At 59.0% G+C, this 18,709-nt stretch carries 18 protein-coding genes; 5 read left to right on the top strand and 13 right to left on the bottom strand.

The genetic code is table 11. The features are described from left to right. Positions 1–59: 59 nt before the first annotated feature. From F4X57_01940 to mftG, 5 genes are all read right to left on the bottom strand, one after another. Positions 60–989, bottom strand: coding sequence for an ABC transporter permease (locus tag F4X57_01940; GenBank protein MYC05933.1), 930 nt, complete (start codon positions 987–989; stop codon positions 60–62). Next, on the bottom strand, positions 989–1,930 hold the full coding sequence (locus F4X57_01945; GenBank protein ID MYC05934.1) for an ABC transporter permease: 942 nt from the start codon (positions 1,928–1,930) through the stop codon (positions 989–991). The genes F4X57_01940 and F4X57_01945 overlap by 1 nt, the downstream gene beginning before the upstream one ends. 203 nt (positions 1,931–2,133) lie before the next feature. After that, a complete protein-coding gene (locus tag F4X57_01950) occupies positions 2,134–3,972 on the bottom strand; it encodes an ABC transporter substrate-binding protein (protein ID MYC05935.1) in 1,839 nt (612 codons plus the stop codon). Between the two features lie 247 nt (positions 3,973–4,219). After that, positions 4,220–4,816, bottom strand: coding sequence for a TetR/AcrR family transcriptional regulator (locus F4X57_01955; protein ID MYC05936.1), 597 nt, complete (start codon positions 4,814–4,816; stop codon positions 4,220–4,222). A gap of 593 nt (positions 4,817–5,409) precedes the next feature. Next, on the bottom strand, positions 5,410–6,954 hold the full coding sequence (gene mftG / locus F4X57_01960) for a mycofactocin system GMC family oxidoreductase MftG (GenBank protein MYC05937.1): 1,545 nt from the start codon (positions 6,952–6,954) through the stop codon (positions 5,410–5,412). A gap of 259 nt (positions 6,955–7,213) precedes the next feature. Here mftG and F4X57_01965 point away from each other — a divergent pair, with 259 nt between their 5' ends. Both F4X57_01965 and F4X57_01970 read left to right on the top strand, forming a co-directional pair. Then, positions 7,214–7,429, top strand: coding sequence for a hypothetical protein (locus F4X57_01965; GenBank protein ID MYC05938.1), 216 nt, complete (start codon positions 7,214–7,216; stop codon positions 7,427–7,429). Positions 7,430–7,459: 30 nt separating this feature from the next. Further along, entirely contained in the window at positions 7,460–7,714 is a 255-nt protein-coding gene (locus F4X57_01970) for a hypothetical protein (GenBank protein MYC05939.1), read from the top strand. A gap of 23 nt (positions 7,715–7,737) precedes the next feature. On the opposite strand, the gene F4X57_01975 is transcribed toward F4X57_01970, so the two are convergent. Continuing rightward, a complete protein-coding gene (locus F4X57_01975) occupies positions 7,738–8,364 on the bottom strand; it encodes an SRPBCC family protein (GenBank protein ID MYC05940.1) in 627 nt (208 codons plus the stop codon). A 104-nt stretch (positions 8,365–8,468) separates the two neighbouring features. Here F4X57_01975 and F4X57_01980 point away from each other — a divergent pair, with 104 nt between their 5' ends. Then, a complete protein-coding gene (locus F4X57_01980) occupies positions 8,469–9,311 on the top strand; it encodes an SDR family NAD(P)-dependent oxidoreductase (protein ID MYC05941.1) in 843 nt (280 codons plus the stop codon). Positions 9,312–9,353: 42 nt separating this feature from the next. Here the strand turns inward: F4X57_01980 and F4X57_01985 are convergent, their stop codons facing one another. Continuing rightward, positions 9,354–9,779 (bottom strand): type II toxin-antitoxin system VapC family toxin, encoded by a 426-nt coding sequence (locus tag F4X57_01985; protein ID MYC05942.1) that lies wholly within the window; start codon positions 9,777–9,779, stop codon positions 9,354–9,356. Beyond that, positions 9,751–9,996, bottom strand: coding sequence for a DUF104 domain-containing protein (locus tag F4X57_01990; protein MYC05943.1), 246 nt, complete (start codon positions 9,994–9,996; stop codon positions 9,751–9,753). The genes F4X57_01985 and F4X57_01990 overlap by 29 nt, the downstream gene beginning before the upstream one ends. Positions 9,997–10,097: 101 nt before the next feature. Between F4X57_01990 and F4X57_01995 the strand changes: the two genes are divergently transcribed. Further along, positions 10,098–11,162: an LLM class flavin-dependent oxidoreductase gene (locus F4X57_01995; protein ID MYC05944.1), complete on the top strand. Its 1,065-nt coding sequence runs from the start codon at positions 10,098–10,100 to the stop codon at positions 11,160–11,162. Positions 11,163–11,369: 207 nt separating this feature from the next. Beyond that, positions 11,370–12,485: a hypothetical protein gene (locus tag F4X57_02000; GenBank protein ID MYC05945.1), complete on the top strand. Its 1,116-nt coding sequence runs from the start codon at positions 11,370–11,372 to the stop codon at positions 12,483–12,485. A 68-nt stretch (positions 12,486–12,553) separates the two neighbouring features. Here the strand turns inward: F4X57_02000 and F4X57_02005 are convergent, their stop codons facing one another. The 5 genes from F4X57_02005 to F4X57_02025 all read right to left on the bottom strand — a co-directional run bounded on the left by F4X57_02005 (position 12,554) and on the right by F4X57_02025 (position 18,527). Beyond that, positions 12,554–13,744: a diphosphate--fructose-6-phosphate 1-phosphotransferase gene (locus F4X57_02005; protein MYC05946.1), complete on the bottom strand. Its 1,191-nt coding sequence runs from the start codon at positions 13,742–13,744 to the stop codon at positions 12,554–12,556. Between the two features lie 186 nt (positions 13,745–13,930). Continuing rightward, positions 13,931–14,932, bottom strand: a complete 1,002-nt coding sequence (locus tag F4X57_02010) for an ABC transporter substrate-binding protein (protein MYC05947.1) — start codon at positions 14,930–14,932, stop codon at positions 13,931–13,933. A gap of 66 nt (positions 14,933–14,998) precedes the next feature. Next, complete coding sequence (locus tag F4X57_02015) at positions 14,999–16,171, bottom strand: ABC transporter substrate-binding protein (protein MYC05948.1); 1,173 nt, start codon at positions 16,169–16,171, stop codon at positions 14,999–15,001. A gap of 663 nt (positions 16,172–16,834) precedes the next feature. Further along, positions 16,835–17,755 carry an ABC transporter permease gene (locus F4X57_02020; protein MYC05949.1) on the bottom strand — a complete coding sequence of 307 codons (921 nt, stop codon included), beginning with the start codon at positions 17,753–17,755 and terminating at the stop codon, positions 16,835–16,837. Further along, a complete protein-coding gene (locus tag F4X57_02025; GenBank protein MYC05950.1) occupies positions 17,661–18,527 on the bottom strand; it encodes an ABC transporter ATP-binding protein in 867 nt (288 codons plus the stop codon). The genes F4X57_02020 and F4X57_02025 overlap by 95 nt, the downstream gene beginning before the upstream one ends. Positions 18,528–18,709: the final 182 nt, after the last annotated feature.

Genomic DNA, 18,709 nt, shown 5'->3' on the forward strand with positions numbered 1-18,709 from the left:
TTCCCGCCTGCGCTGGAATGACGATTTTGACTGCCGAAAGAGCAGTTGTCGAGTTGTCCCTATTCTCCGGTTTCAGGCAGGTTCTGCGCCTGTCGAATGCCGTCCGCCAGCAGGTTGATGCCGACGACGAGCGACGCCATCGCAAGGCCGGGCGCGAGCGCCGCAAGCGGCACTTGTCCGATGTGGCGGAAGTTCTCGCTGACCATCAAGCCCCAGTCGGACGATGGCGGCTGCACGCCCAGCCCAAGGAAGCCAAGCCCGGCCGTAAGCAGCAGCGCGAAACTCAAGCGTATCGCCGCTTCCACCGCGACTACCGGCAGAACATTCGGCAATATCTCTCGGAACATGATGTATATCGTAGGTTCGCCCCGCAGCCGCGCGCTCTGCACGAACTCAAGCGGCTTTATGGCGAGCGCAGCACTGCGGATTACGCGGCTGTTGTTCGGCATAAACGATATGCCTATCGTGAGTATCACGAGCCAAGATTCGTCAAGGTCGCTGAATCGCTGTCTGCTCATATTGATGACCAGTATGGCGAGAAGCAGCGACGGGATGGCGAGGAACCAGTCCACGAAACGCATGATTATCTGATCTGTCTTTCCGCCGAAATATCCGCTGGTTACGCCCACGACGGTGCCGAGCGTAACACCCAGTATCGTGCCAAGCGTGGCAATCCACACGATTGAGCGAGAGCCGGCGAGCACGCGGCTCAACACATCACGCCCTTTGTCGTCGGTGCCGAGCCAGTGTTCCGCGGTGGGTCCGCTGAAGCGCGCGGGCAGGTCGTACTCGGTGGGCGGGTACGGCGTTATCCACGGTCCCAAGATTGCGACCAACAAATGAACAAGGACTATTGCAAAGGCTACGCGCCCCGTGTTCGTTCTGAGGATGAGCGCGAGTCCGTTTCGCGCGGCATTCGCGGCGCGCAACAGAGTTGACGGTCTGCCGCTTTCCAGTTCGGGTTGAAGCGCAGAGTCTTGAACTGCCATTATGCCAGCCTCACTCTTGGGTTGAGCCAGCCATAGGTAAGGTCTGCCGCTAGATTGCTGAAGGCGTACACGGCGGCGATTACCATGGCGGTTGATTGGAGCAAGCGGATGTCGCGGGCGTTGATTGCCTGAATGAGCAGACTGCCCATGCCCGGGTATGCGAATAGGTTTTCGATGATGATTAGCCCGCCGAAGAGCCAGCCCACATTGTTCGCTATGACGGTTATGGTGGGCAGCATAGCGTTGGGCAGCACATGGCGCACAACCACCGTGCGCATCGGCAAGCCCTTGAGTATCGCAGTGCGGACATAGTTGCTGCCCATCACTTCAATCACATTGGCGCGCGCCATCCTCAATATGTAGGCGAAGAGTGCGCCCGTTACCGTAAGGATGGGCATCACCAGCACTTGCGGGTTACCGATAATGGTTTCGCCGGGCAGCATTATGCTCGACGACGGCAGCCAGCCCAGCGTGGAGGAGAACACGAGCACAAGCACAATGCCGGTCACGAATTCGGGCAGAGATATAGTCACGAGACCGCCCAAAGTGAGGAATCGGTCTATCAGCGTGTCCGACTTGACACCCACGAGAACGCCCATTCCCAGCCCAAGCGGAACGGCTATCATGAAAGCGCCAACGGCAAGCAGCGCCGAATTGAATAGACGGCCCGGGACAATGCCGGATATTTCCTTGCCCGAGGCGGCGATGCCAAGGTCTCCGCGCAAAGCGCCCGTTATCCAATTCATGTAGCGCTCGTGCGGCGGCTTGTCCAGTCCCAGCCGCTCTCGCAGCGCCTTTGTGTTCTCAGGTGTGGCGGCTTGCCCCAGAATGACTGTCGCCGCGTCACCGGGCGCGAACTCGATGAGCGAAAAGATTGCTACGGAGACGGCAAGCAAAGTCACGACAATAAGCGCGAGCCTTACTATGAGAAATCTAGCCATGCCGTCTCCGCGTTTGTTCTATTCTCTGTTGACGATGGGTAGCGTTTCCATTCCGGTGACAATAGTCCCTTCCCCCTTGATGGGGGAAGGTTAGGATGGGGGTGAAATCGCTATATGACCACCTGAATGGAAAGGCTACCTTGACGATGATACTGTTTGAATCCAGATTTCGGCTCGCCCTGAGGGAACGCGCCGGATTGCGGTTACTCTAGGAGCCACCACTCTTCTATCAGCCAGTGGGCGAGCGCGGCATGCGCTTGCACTCCGCCAACATTGTCGCGGTGCGCCCAGATTACGGGGGAGTATGCCAGGTAAAGCACAGGCACATCCTCGATCAGGATTTCCTGCATTTCGCGGAAATACTCCTTACGCTGGTCCAGGTCCGGGGACGCCGCCGCAAGGTCAAGCAACTCGTCAAGGCGCGGGTTGTTGTAGAACGACTCGTTCCAGACGGTGCCGCCTCTGAGCTGCACATCTATCGCAGCATTGGCGGGCCTGCCGCCCCAGTTGCTCGTTACGAACGGGCAGCAAGGATCCATCCACTGAGCTTCCCAGTACGAAGCGGTGTCGTGTGTGGCGATTTCCACATTGATGCCCGCCGCTGCGACGGACTCTTTGAACGCCAGCGCCGCCTCAAGCTGGAAGCCGATGTCGGAAGTGTTCAGCGTTACCTCGATGCCGTCGGGATAGCCCGCATCGGCGAGATACTGCTTTGCTCTTTCGATGTCCTGCTTGATTATGGGCTGCTCGTCCCAGTAATACTGGTCGTTGACGCCGACGGGGTGGTCGTTTGCCGGCGAGCCTCGCCCGAACTGCGCCGCCTGGACTACGAAGTCTCGGTCAACGGCGTACTGCATCGCCTTACGCAGGTTCTTGTTGGCGAATATCGGGTCTTCCAAGCCTTGGAATTTGTCCCAGCCATCTATGCCTTGAAGGTGGGAGTATGCCGTATGCATGTCTATGACGACCACATCCGCCGAAGGAGTGTCGGATATACGGATTTCGGGGTTGCCCGCAAACGCGCCAAGTGAGGCTATCGGAGGAGTCGGCACCACATCTAGCGCACCGGTCTTAAGCGCCTCTATGCGAGTAATCTGCTCCGGTATGTAGAAGAAGACGACCTCGTCGGCGTAGGGCCTGCCCTCACGCCAGTAGTCGGTGTACTTCTCGAATGTCGTACGCTCGGTAGGGTTGTGCGATGTCATCACATAGGGACCGGAACCGTACTCTTCACCAGTGAGAGTTTCGCCTGCGATTCCGTTCGGCACAATCCGGGCATGATAGTCGGTCATGTCCCCCATTAGGAAGGCGTTGGGCGCGCCCAAGTTAAGCACGACCGTGCTTTCGTCAGGCGTGTCAATCGTATCAATGTAGGAAATTTGCCCCTTCAGCGGCGACGCCGAATCTTCCGCTCTGATGCGGTCGAGCGTATATTTTATGTCGGCTGAAGTGAGCGGGTTGCCGTTGTGAAAATTGTTGCCTGCGCGCACCTTGAAGGTGTACTGAGACAGGTCGTCGCTAGAAGACCAAGACTCAACGGCCCAAGGGGTAATCTCACCATCGTACCAGTACATGACAACGCTGTCGTAAGCGATTTCGCCGTATGGCGACTGCGCTTGAGAAAGGCCGGCAAGCATGGGGTCTAGCTGTCCCTGATCCAAAAAGCCGATGCGAAGCGTGCCACCAAACTGCGGCTCTAGGTTGGGCAGCGAGGGAACGGCTGTTACCTCTACCTGCACAAGCTTCTCGACTTCACGTACGACTTCGACTTCTTTCTCGACTACCCTCTCAACTTCGACTTCTTTGACGACTTCGACTTCCTTTTCTACTTCGACCTCAACCTCTTTCACCACCTCGACCTGTACTTCTTTCTCGACTTCCTTCACCACCTCGACAGGTACTTCCTTCTCCACCACTTTTTCGACTTCGACGACTCGTTCGACGATTTCAGGCTCGGCGGCGCAGCCAATAGCCGCGACTACGACTATCGACAGCAGCGCTGCAATCAGGGCAAACGACCTTGCCCTACTCCGAAATAACATACATGTCTCCTTTCGACATTGGTCTTTTGTTCCGTAAAGTTCTCATACTGCGCCCAACAAGTAAGTGAACGCTCGCATTCAATACCGCGACAAATATACAGGATATTGAAGCGAACGGTCAAATCAATGAGACTTTGAGCTAGTCTTTGAGCACGCGGAAAGTAGTTCCGTGCCCAATGGAGGAAGGCTTAGAAAGGAGAGCAAAACTGACATCGATGCACAAGATAGGCAGGATGCGCAAGAGGAATTACCGGCTGGATACGCCGTGCTTGAATATCTCCCAGAGCTGGTGGCTATCGCCCACGGGGTAGTCTTCGCTGCCGAAGTGGTTGAGCGTGTTGACCGCCTGTATCAGCCCGTAGAACTGCAATGCGGCGGCGCGCAGGTCAACGCTGTCGCTGACTTCGCCCTTCTGCACGCCCACGGTAAGCTGCGCCTCTATCATCGACAAGTGCCGGTCTATGCACGCTTGCATCAGGTCTCGCAGCTCGTCGTCGCCGTTCATCAGCACTTCCGCGATAACGAGGTACGATACGCCCGTCAGCGTGGACGGCGCGACATTGTGGTGCAGCACCTGCCCTAGTCGCGTCAGACCGGAGTCCGGGTCGCCGTCGATGAGGTCGATGCGCTGCGTGAGCTTGCTGTCGATGTCTTCGATAACGCCGGCGAGTATGCGCTTTTTGCCGCTGAAGTGGCGATATATCGCGCCTTCGCTGACGCCCACGGCGCGCGCCAGATTACCAATCGTCAGCGACTGCATGCCGTGTCCGGTTATCAGCAGGCGCGCGGCGTCAATGATTTCGCGTCTTCTTACGCTGGTAGGGCGGCGGGATCTGACAACCATCGGGGCAAGGACCAAGTACTGAGCAGGAGCGTCTATCGCGGTTAACTGCGAATATACCCAAACTATGGGTCAAGGTCAATGCTTGGAACTACGGCGCGCAGAGGCTTTCGGTTGTTGCGTTCCTCTGCCATGTCATTTCAAGTCACTCACCATGTCATTTCGAGCCATTTGCCATGTCCACCATGTCATTTCGAGCCACTCACCATGTCCACCATGTCATTTCGAGCGAAGCGAGAAATCTAAAATCGCTGACTACAAGCTGCCTTGTTTTCGCACAGCGATTTTAGACTCTTCACTTCGTTCAGAGTGACAACACTGAAAGACCCTGCTACGGCACAGCAATTAACAGGATATACGGGCAGGACATACTAGGCTCTGTGGACATTTCTGATTTTCAGCCGTCATTCCTGCATTTTTCACTCGTCATTCCTGCGGAAGCAGGAATCCAGTGGTTTACAGATGGCATTATTGGCACGAATTCGGCTCCATCTTACGGCTCTGGATTCCCGTTCCTCGATCGGGGTCGAGGACATGCTTCACGGGAATGACGCAAATGTCCACACAACCTAGCAGCATACACAGGATGTACACGATTATCTGATAAAGTCCACCGCGCGTTCTGCCATGCCTATGACGGTCAGGTTGAGGTTGGCGCGGACGGTGTCGGGCATAATGGATGCATCTATCACGCGCAGCCCCTCGATGCCGTGTACTTTGCCGTATTGGTCAACGACGGCTTGCGGGTCGTCCGCCGGACCCATCTTGCATGTGCTGGATACATGGTGCGCGGTAACGACTTCACGCTTCATCCACGCGTCCAGTGCGCTATCGTCGCGCAGCACATCGTCGCCGGGCGCAATGCGCCGCTCCACTATGCCGCCGAAAGCATCGTGGCGGAACAGGTCCGCGCACAGCCTAAGCGCCTCTCGGACGCGCTTCCTGTCGAAGGGATGGTCGAGCAGGTTGAAGTCGAGGTACGGCTGCTGCGCCGGATTGCGAGAGCGCAATCGCATCTCGCCGTAACTCTCCGCGAGATACAGGCACAGGCTCACGCCAATGCCGGTGGGACGCAGGTTGTCCTGCCCGCGCATTGGTCGGTCCGCCGCGTAGTTGCCCATGTAAATCACGATGTCGTTGTCATGTGGCGAATCCGTCGCCGTAAAGCGCAGCGTAACCGTGCCGGTGGCGACCTGGTTCGTGTTCAGCGGGAATCCGTCGCGCGTGCGCCAAGACATTGGCACATCCGGATGGTCGCGCAGATTGTGTCCAACGCCGGGAATGTCTTGCACGACCGGAATGCTCAATCGCCGCAGCTGCTCTACCGGTCCCACTCCGGATAGCGCTAGGATGTGCGGCGAGCCTATCGCGCCGGCGCACAATATCACTTCGTCGCCGTGCGCGGTGAACTCGCCCTGTTCGCCGATGCCGCGAACGCCAACCGCGCGCCTGCCCTCGAAGACGACGCCGTGCACCTCGCAGTTGGGCATAATGGTCAGCCCTGCGCGGTCGCGAGCCGGGTCTAGGTACGCTATCGCAGTGCTGACACGCAGGCGGTCGTCGATGTTGAACGCCAGCGGTCCGACGCCCGTCGAGTTCGGCTTGTTGTGGTCAGGGCAGTCCGCGAAGCCCGCGTCGATGCACGCCTGATAGAACGCCTGCTGCTGCGGCTCCCACTCGCCGGGCTGATGCCGGTGCGCGACGATGGGTCCATCCGCGCCGTGGAAATTGTCAGCGAAGTCCCGGTCGGCTTCGAGCTTGCGTAGATACGGCAGAACCTTGTCGTAGCTCCACTCTGAGTTGCCCCGGCTCGCCCATCTGTCGAAATCGTCGGGCATTGCGCGCAGAAATTGCGCATCGTTGACCGCGCTCGAACCGCCGGTAACCCTGCCGCGCGGGATGTCGATATAGGCACGGTCAGTCGCGCGGGCGCGGTAGTGCCAAATCTGCTCGCCTTCCCAGATGGTCGTGTCCGTGCCGTAGATGTACTTCACAGCATCGGGCATGCGCCGCTGCGCCGGATAGTCCGCGCCAGCCTCTATCAGCAGCACGGCGCGGTCGTCGTTCTCGCTCAGCCGCGCGGCAAGCACCGCGCCCGCAGACCCGGCGCCAACGATGATGTGATCGTATCCCCTACCCATAAATCCGCATCCTAGCATAGGCGCATTCTAGCATAGGACAAGCCACAGCCGTCCCGTCCCAGACAATTTCAAAAGTCCCTTCCCCCTCGATGGGGCCCTCGATGGGGGAAGGTTAGGATGGGGGTGAAATATGTGTCCACCACCACCTTTTGCAAATGTCTCTCCCGTCCTGTCCACACTTTGCAGCCATGTAATATACTGCAAACCTGAGATGGACTATCGAGACTATCCACAATTCGAGAATCAGGTGAGACGACGCATGACAACCGACATTCCGCACGAAGTGCACGGAGACGAACTGCCACGCGGCGGGACGCGGCGCACGGTCGCCGTTGACTGCGAGCATGTGGAGAAGATGCTGCACAGAGGCGAGCGCGAGCAGTTCGTGGTGTATTGCGACGAGCCGGAGCGCATGGGCGGCGATGACGCCTACCCGCCGCCGCTGACATACATCACGATGGGCATCGGCTTCTGACTGCTTACCCAGTTGAAGCGGTACGCTACAATGAGAAAAATCGTCATAGACGAAGCGCGCGTCCATGTGGAGATGGACTACTATCTGTCCGGCTCTGTGCTAGCCGGCACGGTAACCAGCGGCGTAACCGAAGTGCGCTCCGAGTTCCAAGTAAGCTCGCCCGCGCCGGAAGTGGACATCGCTTATGTAGTCCGGCTGGCAAAGAACGGCTGCTTCGCCGAGCGCCTTGTGGAAACGGCAGTGCCCATCAAAAGCACGCTGACGCTGAACGGCAGGCAGATCTAACATCGATGTACAGGATTACCGCCTTATTCGCCCGTATAGAACGCGGTCGTGCGCCTCGCAGCCGCATGCGCTATATCAGCATCAGTCCCAGCCGCTATCGCCGCTATCGCCCAGCCGTCGCTGCTGCCTGCGAAGAACGCCCTGCCAGAGTCTGAAGCGACAAATTCCGCCGCGCCCGGCATTGGCTCTATCGGCCGCTCCAGGTGAATCGCGAGTCCCAGCAGACCCCACTCCCAGCCGACTCCGGCAGCGCCCGGCCCGTACTCGTCCCAGTGCGCTGACAGGATAGCCGTATGCGTGAGCGTCAGGCGAACTTGCTCTTCTTCCGTGGCTTCCAGACTGACATCAACCCAACTCATATCGCCGCCGAACTCCCAGGTTACGGCGAAATGCGACAGCCGTTCGCACGCCGTGATTGTGCCGCTGGCATTGCCTTCCAACTGGAAGCGTCCACCAAGCTCCAGATTTCCGCTCACCGGGGTGAACCAGCGGGAAATCCGTTCGGCATTCGTAACCCCGTCCCACACGTCCTCGATTGCCGCGTCAAAACTGCGGGACAGCGTAACCGCGCCGGCCGGCTGCCCATCGCGCTCTAGCGCCGCCACCGAGCGCTCCACTGCAGCGAGATTAGATTGTACGTCGAAGTTCATTGTCATTCTCCGCATCCTGTCAATTCTGTGTGTCTTGTGCATCCATGTTATATTTCTGTTGGCTAAAATGCACATGACGAATTAGCAGACGAAAGGATACTGCAATGAATACGGAGCGCAAACCTGTCGCGGTGGTGATTGGCGCGACATCGAAGTGGCAGTCGGACGGGCGCAATACGCGGCTGATTCATGGCACGGATTTGGACGACAGCGACCTGCCCGTCGGCGTGCGCTGGGGCGTTGGCGGCGCAATATCGCAGAAGTTCGCGCAGGAAGGCTTTCTCACCGTGCTCACTACGCGCAACGCATCGAACGCGGCAGCCTTGCAGGCAGCCATCGGCGAACAAGGCGGAGCGAGCATCATCGTCGAGCTTGACCTATCGTCCCAGGAATCCATATCGAATGCCTTCGCGCAGATCCGGGAAGAAGCGGGCGAGCCGGATGTGCTGGTGTACAACGCGGGCTACATCGACGGGCGCGACCTTCCGCCGGAAAAGGAGCTGCTGGAACATATCCCGTTCGAGATACTCGAGACCGCGCAGCACATATCCAGCAGCGGCCCCTTCTTGGTCGTCAAGGAAGTGCTGCCCGCGATGCGAGAGCGCGGCGAGGGGACGATCTTGTTCTCCAACAACTCGTCGTCGCTGCGGGGCAAAAAGCGCTACACGGGGCAGTCGCTGTACTACCCGCGCGTGCTGATGCGCACACTGGCGCAGGCGCTGACGGAAGAGTATTCCGAGTACGGCGTGCATGTCGCCAATGTGGTGATAGACGGCACGATAGACTCACCCGGCACGAGGGCGACGCCGCGCGCGCAGGAACAGCCGGAATTGCTGATGAACCCGGTGAAGATAGCCGAGGCGTTCTACTATCTGCACACGCAAGACAGGTCCTGCTGGACGCACGAATTGCAGCTGACGCCGCATCCGGTGAAACCGAGCTTTTAGCACCAAGGGCTATCGGGCTGTCTGAGCATGACGCTTATCTGCTCATGCCGATATGATACTCAGCCCTTCAAGCCGCTCGAAGTGCCTGCGATTGTTGGAAAGCAGCGTCAGGTCATAGCGCAGCGCTGTTGCGCCAATTAGAATATCCATGTCGCCGATAAGCGTTCCCGACGCTCTAAGGCGGCTTCGCTCACGAGCGAATATGCGGCAAATCGCGTCGTCCAACGGTATGACTTCCACACCGTTGAGGAAAGTTCGCAGTGTACGGGCCTCAGTCTCCGGGTCAGTGGAATTGAATTCGCCCTCGTAGAGTTCGCCAAGCGATACGATGCTGATTCCCAATCCGAAGGGCGCAAGTTCCCTGACGCGATTCACAACCCGCTCTCGCTGGTGCATGTGGTCGATAGCCCAATCCGAATCAACCAGATACCGTATATCGTTACGGCTTGGGAGTGTGTCGTGAACCATCAATGCGCGCCTGATATATCATCTGCTTAAACTCGTCGGGGTCGTGCAACCCCTTCCATCCCCCGGCAGCCGCCATAAGATGCTTGATACGTTCCTCTTTCGAGAGTTGCGGCGTATCGTCGATAGACAGGGTTACTTCATCCCCTTCTTTCAACTCGACGGGTTCAAGCGGCGTGAGCGCGCCGTTGGTGTATCTCGCCCTCACCGTCGTTTTCATTGCGTCGCCTTTCGTTTGATTTGTCGATTGGATGCAACGATTGTATCATACGCTCACGGTAGTCCACCGAGCAGCTTGAACGAACCGGAAGGAGTGGTCGCATGGATGTAGGAATGATGATGATCTATTCCAGCTACGGCTGGGAAGATGGCTCGGACGGTCGGATGTGGGAGGAGGAGCTGCGACTCGCCGAAATCGCGGCTGATTCAGGCTTCGATTGTCTGTGGTCGGCGGAGCATCACTTCAACGACTATTCCTTCGTGCCGGACAACCTCCAGTTGATGACGCACCTCGCGGCACGGCATCCTGACATAGACGTGGGCACGGCAGCAGTCATACTCCCTTGGCACAATCCGCTGCGCGTGGCTGAGAACGCTGCCGTACTAGACCTGCTGAGTGGCGGACGGCTGCGGCTGGGATTCGGCAGAGGTCTGGCGCGACGTGAATTCGAAGCCTTCGGCATGAGCATGGACGAATCGCGCGAACGCTTCGACGAGGCGGCGCCGATGATAGTCGAAGCGCTCAACACGGGCTTTATCGAAGGCGATGGGAAATACTACAAGCAGGAGCGAACGGAGATACGTCCTCGTCCGCAGCACCCGTTCGACGGGCGCATCTACGCCGTCGCCGCCAGCGACGAGTCCGTTCTTTCAGCTGCCAAACTTGGGGCGCACATCATCATGTTCGCCGACCGTCCATGGGAGATGAGGATGCCGGGCATCGAGCGCGGCAGGGCATTACACCGCGAGTTTCACGGCACCGAGCCGCCAAACCTGATGCTCACCGAGTTCGCGATATGCGGCACAGACCTTGAGCAGACCGAGAATGAAGCCCGGCAGTACCAAGGCAAGTTCGTGGAAAGCAACTTCTACCACTACGAGTTTCTGGGTGATCACTTCAAGTCTGTAAAGGGTTACAACGCGTACCAGCAGAAGGCAGATATGGCGCGCGCAGCCGGACTCGAAGGCGCAGTTGAAGGTTTCATGAAAGCTGCCAGCTGGGGCACACCGGACAAGATACTGCGGGGACTGGAAGATCGCAGGGCAATCGTAGGCGACTTCGAGCTAAACGTCGCCTTCCGCTTCGGCGGCATCCCGCTGGACATTGCGGAGCGGAGCCTCAAGCTTTTTGCGAAGGAAGTGCTGCCGGTATTGAAGTCGTGGTGATACATGCTGGTAGGCGACTAAACGCGCGGGACATGCCCTGCTGGACGCACGAGTTGCAGCTGACGCCCGATAGCGTTTCCCACTGGCTGACAAAAGTCCCTTCCAAAATCACCGCTTGACAGCCCAACCACTTACCCTCATAATAAGAACATATGGTTGCCTAACACTCAAGCCCCGACGCCCGAACCCTGACACCTGATACCTAAAATGTGCATCCAAAACACCCTACAACAGAAAATAGCCGAACTAACCAACGACGGTGAGACCATAGCCATGTTCTTGGCAGACACCTTGCAAAGCGACAGCTATGCCATCAAGACCTGCCACAAGATGGACGCCGCACGTATGCTATCCAAGTACGGCTTCGCGCAAGTCGAAGGCAAAGTCATACCCTTCGACCCAACCGGCGACGAACCATCAACCGACAACTCTGAACTGATAACTGATAACTCTAAACTGACACCCACGCTCAGAGACATCGTAGCCTACCCCATTGCCCGATACATCCGAGACCGCACAAACGAAGGCGAAACCCTAGTCGAAGCCCTCTGCGACATAATCCACGACGACGGAGAATACGACAGTCAAGCAGCGCAGGGCTTCGGATACGGTGGAGTCCGCCCGCCCGCAAAGCCACACCACAAGCTCGCAGCAGCAAGCGAACTCCTGCGCCGCGCATTCGGCGAGTCCGCCAAACGCCGCAGGTCCGCATCCTACGACCCCGAAGCGGACTTAGACGACGCAGCCCCCATCAACGGACACTTGGCAAAGCTAGTCCGAGACAAGACAAACGGCGGCACGGAAGCCGCAGAACTCCTCATACGCATAGCCGAAGACGACCGCAGCGATGGTGACTGGACAGCCGCGCACCGCGTAGCAGCCGCGCGTGAACTGCTCCACCGCGCCTACGACCTCAACTACGAAGCCGTAAGCTGGGAGCATGTGCAGGCATACAAGCAAGCCACCGACTTCGCAGACGAAGGCGCGACCCTAGAACACGCCCGCATTCAAGCCGGACGCAACGCGCTGCTCCGCGAATTCAACGAGGCATACGAGTCCGGCGACGAAGAGGCAGCACAAGAAGCCGAGGACAAGTACAACGCCTACAACCGCTACATCACCGAAGGCAAAGACCCCGAAGACGCAATGGCATTCGCCACCTACGGCCCCAACGACCCCGACCCCGAAGACGAGCAGGGAATGCACGACGGTAAGTTGTCCCGCTACAACCCCGTAGGGGCGACCGGCCGATCGTCCCACACCGCCGCCGCCCAAATCCCCACTCCCAGGCTAACCGTCCCCATCAACAACCGCAGCCCCTAAAAACGCTATCAACTCCACGCCGCTTCAGGGACGGTTACAGCCGTCTTCGCAGGGCAGGCCGCTGGTGCCTACCGCAACCTGCCATACACCGGCAGCGCATCGCCAAGCAGCGGGCGGGCGTAGTCCAGGAAGGCGGGCGTTACGAAGTTGCTGTCCGGGTCGATGTATTCGGGCGGCATTGTCTTGACTTTGCCGCCGACGGCGTTTAGCGGCGCGACGCCGGTGGTGCAGGCGTAGTCGTCGCCGCGCGCGCGTTCTAGCGTTACAATGATGTCGCGGTCGCCGGCGAGTGCATGCTGCACTGCGGCGCGGCCGACTTGCTCGGCTTCCTGCGCGTCCGTGCGCGATATACATGCCATCATGGAACGCTGTATCGTGCCCGGCTTTTCGTGGCGCGCCCGAACGCCAAGCCGCGCGCTCACCAGCGCGGCGAGATGCTTGGCAGGTCCTTCGTAGTATGGATGCCCGAAATCGTCGGTGTAGTACGGCTCGCCCTGTTCGCCTACCGGCTTGCCGTCCGGTGTGCGGATGTTCTCGGCGACTACGGCGACGGCTAGTCCGTGCCTGCGGTAGGTGTCTTCCATGCAATCCAGGAAGCGCGTTTCGTCCAGCGCGACTTCCGGCAAGCCGATGAAGTGCGGCGCATCTCGGTCGTCGCGCTTGGCAAATGCGGACGCTGCGGCGAGCCAGCCGGCGTCCCTGCCCATCACTTCGATGACGGTTATCGGCGATGCTATTCCCATCGACTCGGCGTCTCGTCCGGCGCCCATCGTGGCGAACGCAACAAACCGCGCCGCGCTGCCGTAGCCGGGGCTGTGGTCAGTCAGCACAAGGTCGTTGTCTATCGTCTTGGGGATGTTGATGACGGCAATATCCATGCCTGCGGATTCCGCCGCTTGCCCTACGGCGTGTCCCGTAGTGGCGGAGTCGTTGCCGCCTATAATGAACCAGCAGCCGATGTTGTGCCTTCGCAGCGTGTCTAGGATGGGCTGCACATCGTCAGCGCGCATCTTGCGGCGAGTCGAGCCGAGAACGGCGCCCGGCGTATCCGCGATGCGCCGCCATTCGTCCGATGGCGTGCGGCGCAGGTCTATCAAATCGCCGGCGAGTATGCCTTCCATGCCGTAGCGCGCGCCGTACATCTCGCGGAAATCGCCGGAGTGCGACAACGCCTCCCGCACGATTCCATACAAGCTGCGGTTGAGCACGGGCGTGCAGCCGCCGGACTGCATTATCAGGATGTTTTGGGAGTTTAACATCGATGAACAAGATAATTGTCCCTTCCCCCTTGATGGGGGAAGGCTAGGATGGGGGTGAAATCGCAAATGCAAGCACGGTTACTTCAGTACCTATCCCACCGAAGGATGATGCCTATCCCAGCGAAGGCTGATGAAGGAAGAGCCTACCTTGAACTGAGAAGATGCGGAGCGAGAAATCTTTGTGTACTATGGCCACTGCAAATCGCCGTCGTCGTAGATGGCGTCTAAGAAGTCGGTGCTGAAGGCGGTGTTGTAGTCGAAGGGCTTGGGCAGCGCTTCGTGCGCGGTCAGGTGGTCGTAGAGCGCCTGCCACTGCTCCGGCGACATCTGCCCCAAGCCGCGCGCATCCGTCAGCGGGCTTATGGCGTCCTCGAACTCGGTGTCGAGCATGTATCGCTGGTGCGCGGGGTCTTCTTCCGGCGCGTACTTCATCACGATTTCGATTGCTTCTTCGCGGTTGTCGCGCGCGAATTCGAGCGCTCGCATCGTCGCCTTCAGGAAGCGTTCGACCTTGTCCGAATCGGCGTTCGCCAGTTCCTCGCGCGTGATGTATGTCAATCCAAGCGTGGGCACGCCATAGTCTGCCGGGTCCCACAGTGTTACATCGAAGCCCATGCGCCTGACGGTGTTCGGCTCATTGGACTTAAACACGGCGAGCACATCGACCTGACCTTCGGTAAGCACGCGCGGATCAAAGCCGACGCGCACTTCCTGCACGGCGCTGCGGTCAACCTGTTCCGCATCCACGATGGCAAGATAGTCGGGCGGGATGGACACCTTGTAGCCGAATATCCTGCCTTCCCAGTCGGTAGGAGATGCGATGCCGCTGTCTTTCAGCGCGAGAAAGCCTTGCTGCCCGCGCTGCCCAAAGAGCGCGAACGCGACAATCGGCAATCCTGGGTCAGACCTGCGCTTCAGCACGGAAGGCGCGTCCGCCGTGCTGAAATCGACATCGCCCGACATCAGCAGTTGCAGATGCTCGCCGCTGGACGCATGGCGGATTTCAACATCAAGCCCTTGTTCCGCAAAGTAGCCCTTCTCCTGCGCGACATACACGGACACCACAGGCAAGTTCGCCTGCGCCTTGTAGCCGTTCATGAAGACTACACTTTCCGGTTCTGCCCGCGAGCAGGCGAGCGCGGCTATGGCGAGCAGGATGGCTAATGGGACTATTAGAATGTTTCGCAAGGCGTAGTTCCGTTCTTCCTATGGCAATCTACTTGGTGCAAACCGCCCGCGGCTATATTCTGCGAGCTACTCACCCGGGGCAGGTCCCAGAACCTTGTATATCTTGTCTTCGGTGCGCTCCGATGTGGGCAGCACCTCCACGACCACGCGCGACAAACCCACCACTTCTCCTTGTTCGTCGAAGCTGTAGTTGTCGCCAATGGCGCCGCTCCAAGTGATGTCGTACATGCAGTCGCGGAAGCCGTCCGCATCTTGGTCGTCTTGCGTCTGCTTCAGACACTCGGCGGCGATATAGACATCGTCGTATGCGGAGCCCATATGCCAAGGGAAGACGATGTAGCCGTAGCGCTCGCGGAAGTTGGCTAGGACTTCTTGCCCTTTGCCATTGGCGGGGTCAAGGTCGGCGGTGATTGCCTTCAAGCCGGTAGCAGCGTCACCGGCTATCTCCATGGATGTTGCGCCCACGGTTACGGTCTCCGCGTAAATTGGACCATCGTAGCCCAGCTCGCGCGCCTGCTTGATGATGGTGCCAGCCGAGAACTCGGATTGGGGCGCAATGTGGACCGCATCCGGGTTCGCCGCGAACATCTTCTCCAGCTGCGTGCGAAAGTCTGTTATATCGGACGAATAGCGCTCTTCGGCAACGACCGTTCCGCCGCGCTTTTTGAACTGATCGACCGATGTGCGTCTGATACCCTCTGCGTAGTCAGTGGACTCGGTGATGGTCGCCAGCGTGCGGATGCCGTCCGCCCACAGGGTGTTTCCGGTGTCGATGCCAGTCTGCACATCGCTAATCTGCGTGCGGAAGATGTAGTCGCCGGCGTTGGCGATATCCGGGTTGCTCGCAAGCCCGGAGAAGAGGATGGTTCCGTCCGCTTCTGCCAGTGGCGCAGCGCCGAGCATTGCGCCGCTGCACGATGTCCCCAGGATAATCTTGATGCCGTCCACATCGGTAAGCTTCCTGTATGCGGCGATAGCCCCCTGTGCGCTGCACTGCGAGTCTTCGATGACGAACTCCAGCATCCGCCCGTCTATCCCGCCCGCTGCGTTAATCTCGTCGAGCGCCATCTGCTTGACCTGATTTGCCATAGTGCCGTAGGTCTCGCCGGGTCCGGTCAGCGACTCCATGACCCCGATCCTATACGGCATGTCCTGCGAAGCATCTTGGATGCCGCACGCCACGAGCGTCGCAGCCAACAATCCCAGAGCAATGATACTCTTGAAAGCTGATGCCGACATGAATAGGTTCTTCCCGGTGATACTCAGTGCTAATACGCTTGGCGGTTCGCGGCGGTGATATACAATCCCGTTAGTCCCCGTTAGTCCCCGTTAGTCGCAAGCCGCTTGTAACGGTCCGCAGTTAGTAAATCAGGTTGGGAGTGAAAGCGCAAGTAATCTCAGCCTGCGATACTACTCAGTACGGGGCGCTTCGGCTTCGACAGGCGACGGCGTGATGTCCCGCCGGCATCTGGGGCAGACTGTCGCTTTGAGGTCGATGAACTCATCGCACTTGGGACATGGCACGACGCCTATGCTTGCGACGGGACCGGACACAAATCTATTCGGTGCGCGCGGTCGGAGGAGCGCATGCACCAGCGCGATTGGACCGAGAAACAACGCGTAGAAGACCCATAGTGATGTGTTCGCGCCCTTGTTCGCAGCGATTGTAATGATGGAGGAATCCGAAATTCAGAGCGCGACTTGTACAGAGACGATTTCACAAATGGTCTTCGACTGCAAAAATCGTCTTTCCAGCGATAGTGGGAAACCAGAAAGCGTGGAATCACAGGCGTTCTGAAAATCTTCACATCGACGCCGCCGAAGGCGTGGATGAATTGTGAACTTGTCTTTGTACAGAGAATCTTCCATCAAAACCTCTGTGAAGAATGATGTCCCCGCGCGTCAAAACGCCATCGTCGAGTCGTGCCAGAAGAGCATTTTGCGCTCTATGTATGCGGTGATGATTGTAAGCGTGATGCCGAGGAATGCGAGTACTAGAATCGCTGAGAATAGCGTAGGCATGTCTAGGTTGTTGTGCGCCACGATGATGACGCTGCCCAAGCCTCTGTCTCCGCTGAACCACTCGCCGACGACCGCGCCGATGACCGACAGCGGTATGGATATGCGGAATGCTGCGAACAGGTACGGCAGCGAACTGGGCAGGCGCAGCTTGAAGTATGTCTCCGCGCGGGAAGCGTGCAGCGATCGGAAGAAGTCCAGCGCGCCCGGGTTGACCGCGCGCAAGCCGACCATCGCGTTCACCAGCACGGGGAAGAAGGTTATCAGACTGGCGATCAGCACCTTGGGCAGTGAGCCGAATCCGAACCAGATGACGAACAGCGGCGCGACCGCGACTATCGGCGTAACCTTGACGAGGATGGCAATGGGCAGTAGCGTGCGCTCCAAGAAGCGCGAGTGCGCCATAAGCGTCGCGCCGGTGAACGCCACCGCAGCGCCGAGCGCGAAGCCAGCCAACGCCTCCGCAAGCGTGATGCCGCCGTGCAGCACGAAGAATCCGAAGTCGCCCCACAACCGCGCGATGACCACAGTTGGCGCAGGGACGATGTACACAGGGACACCGGCGGCGCGAACCCACGCCTCCCATATCACCACTGCGACCGCGATGGCGAATGCGGGCGGCAGGACGTAGCCTAGCGCGCCGAATGGAGATGCAATACGATGTCGCCGCCCGCTCGACGAACGGCCTGAGGCGGCGTTGGCGTCCGTGCTATCGGACTGCCGGCGTCGCAGCGGGGACTCCACTAGAAAGCGCATCCTTAACCCTGTATGTGTAATCCAAGAAGCGCTCCGAGCGCTCCACATCTTGGCGGCGCGGTCGCGGCAGGTCGATGGCGATGTCGCCGACGATTTCGCCGGGTCGGGCGGACAGCACAGCTACCCTGTCGGACAGCACGACCGCCTCTGGTATGCTGTGCGTGACGAACAGCACGGTCGGCCTCTGCCGCTCCCATAGACGCAGCAATTCGTAGCGCATCTCCTCGCGCGTCATCTCGTCGAGTGCGCTCAACGGCTCGTCCATCAGCAGCAGGTCCGGCCCGAATGCCAGCGCTCTTGCAAACGCAACGCGCTGCCGCATGCCGCCGGAGAGTTGGTGCGGATAATAACCCGCGAAGTCTGCAAGCCCGACCGCGTTCAGCGTCTGCTCAGCGTTCGCGAGCGAATCCGCAGCGCCGGAGCCGGTGTTGAGCTGGAACGGCAGGCGCACATTGTCCAACGCGGTGCGCCAAGGTAGCAGCGCCGCGTCCTGCGACACGAAGCCAATGCCCTTGTGTTGTTGCAACTGCTGCGGTGTCATGCCGGACAGCGAGATTGTGCCGTACGATGCGTCCGTCAGCCCGCCGATGGCGCGCAGCAGCGTAGTCTTGCCACAGCCGCTTGGCCCGATGAGCGATACGAACTCGGACGGTGCGACATCAAGGCGCACATCGCGCAGCACTTCAAGGCTGCCCGCGTCTGTATTGTAGCGATGGCTAAGTCCGCTGACGGCAATGCTGGTGATGAGTCGCTCTCCATTGCAATGGCTTGTGCCGCTAGTTCCGGGCACAATGTTAGCATAGTGCGGGCAGAGTGGCATGGAACACTAATGGTGAGAAGACAAGATGGATGTGAAACATCGTGCTATAGTCCCCGATATGCTGGCGTTTCCGTTGTATAGGGACGCGGCACATTGGGAACGGCAGGCGCGCAGGAATCGGAAAATGGAACCGTTGGCGCCGGCGGCGATAATTAGACTACGCCAGCGTTAGAATTCGATGC

The organism is Chloroflexota bacterium (assembly GCA_009840355.1).
Lineage (GTDB): Bacteria > Chloroflexota > Dehalococcoidia > Lucifugimonadales > JADFKI01 > Bin90.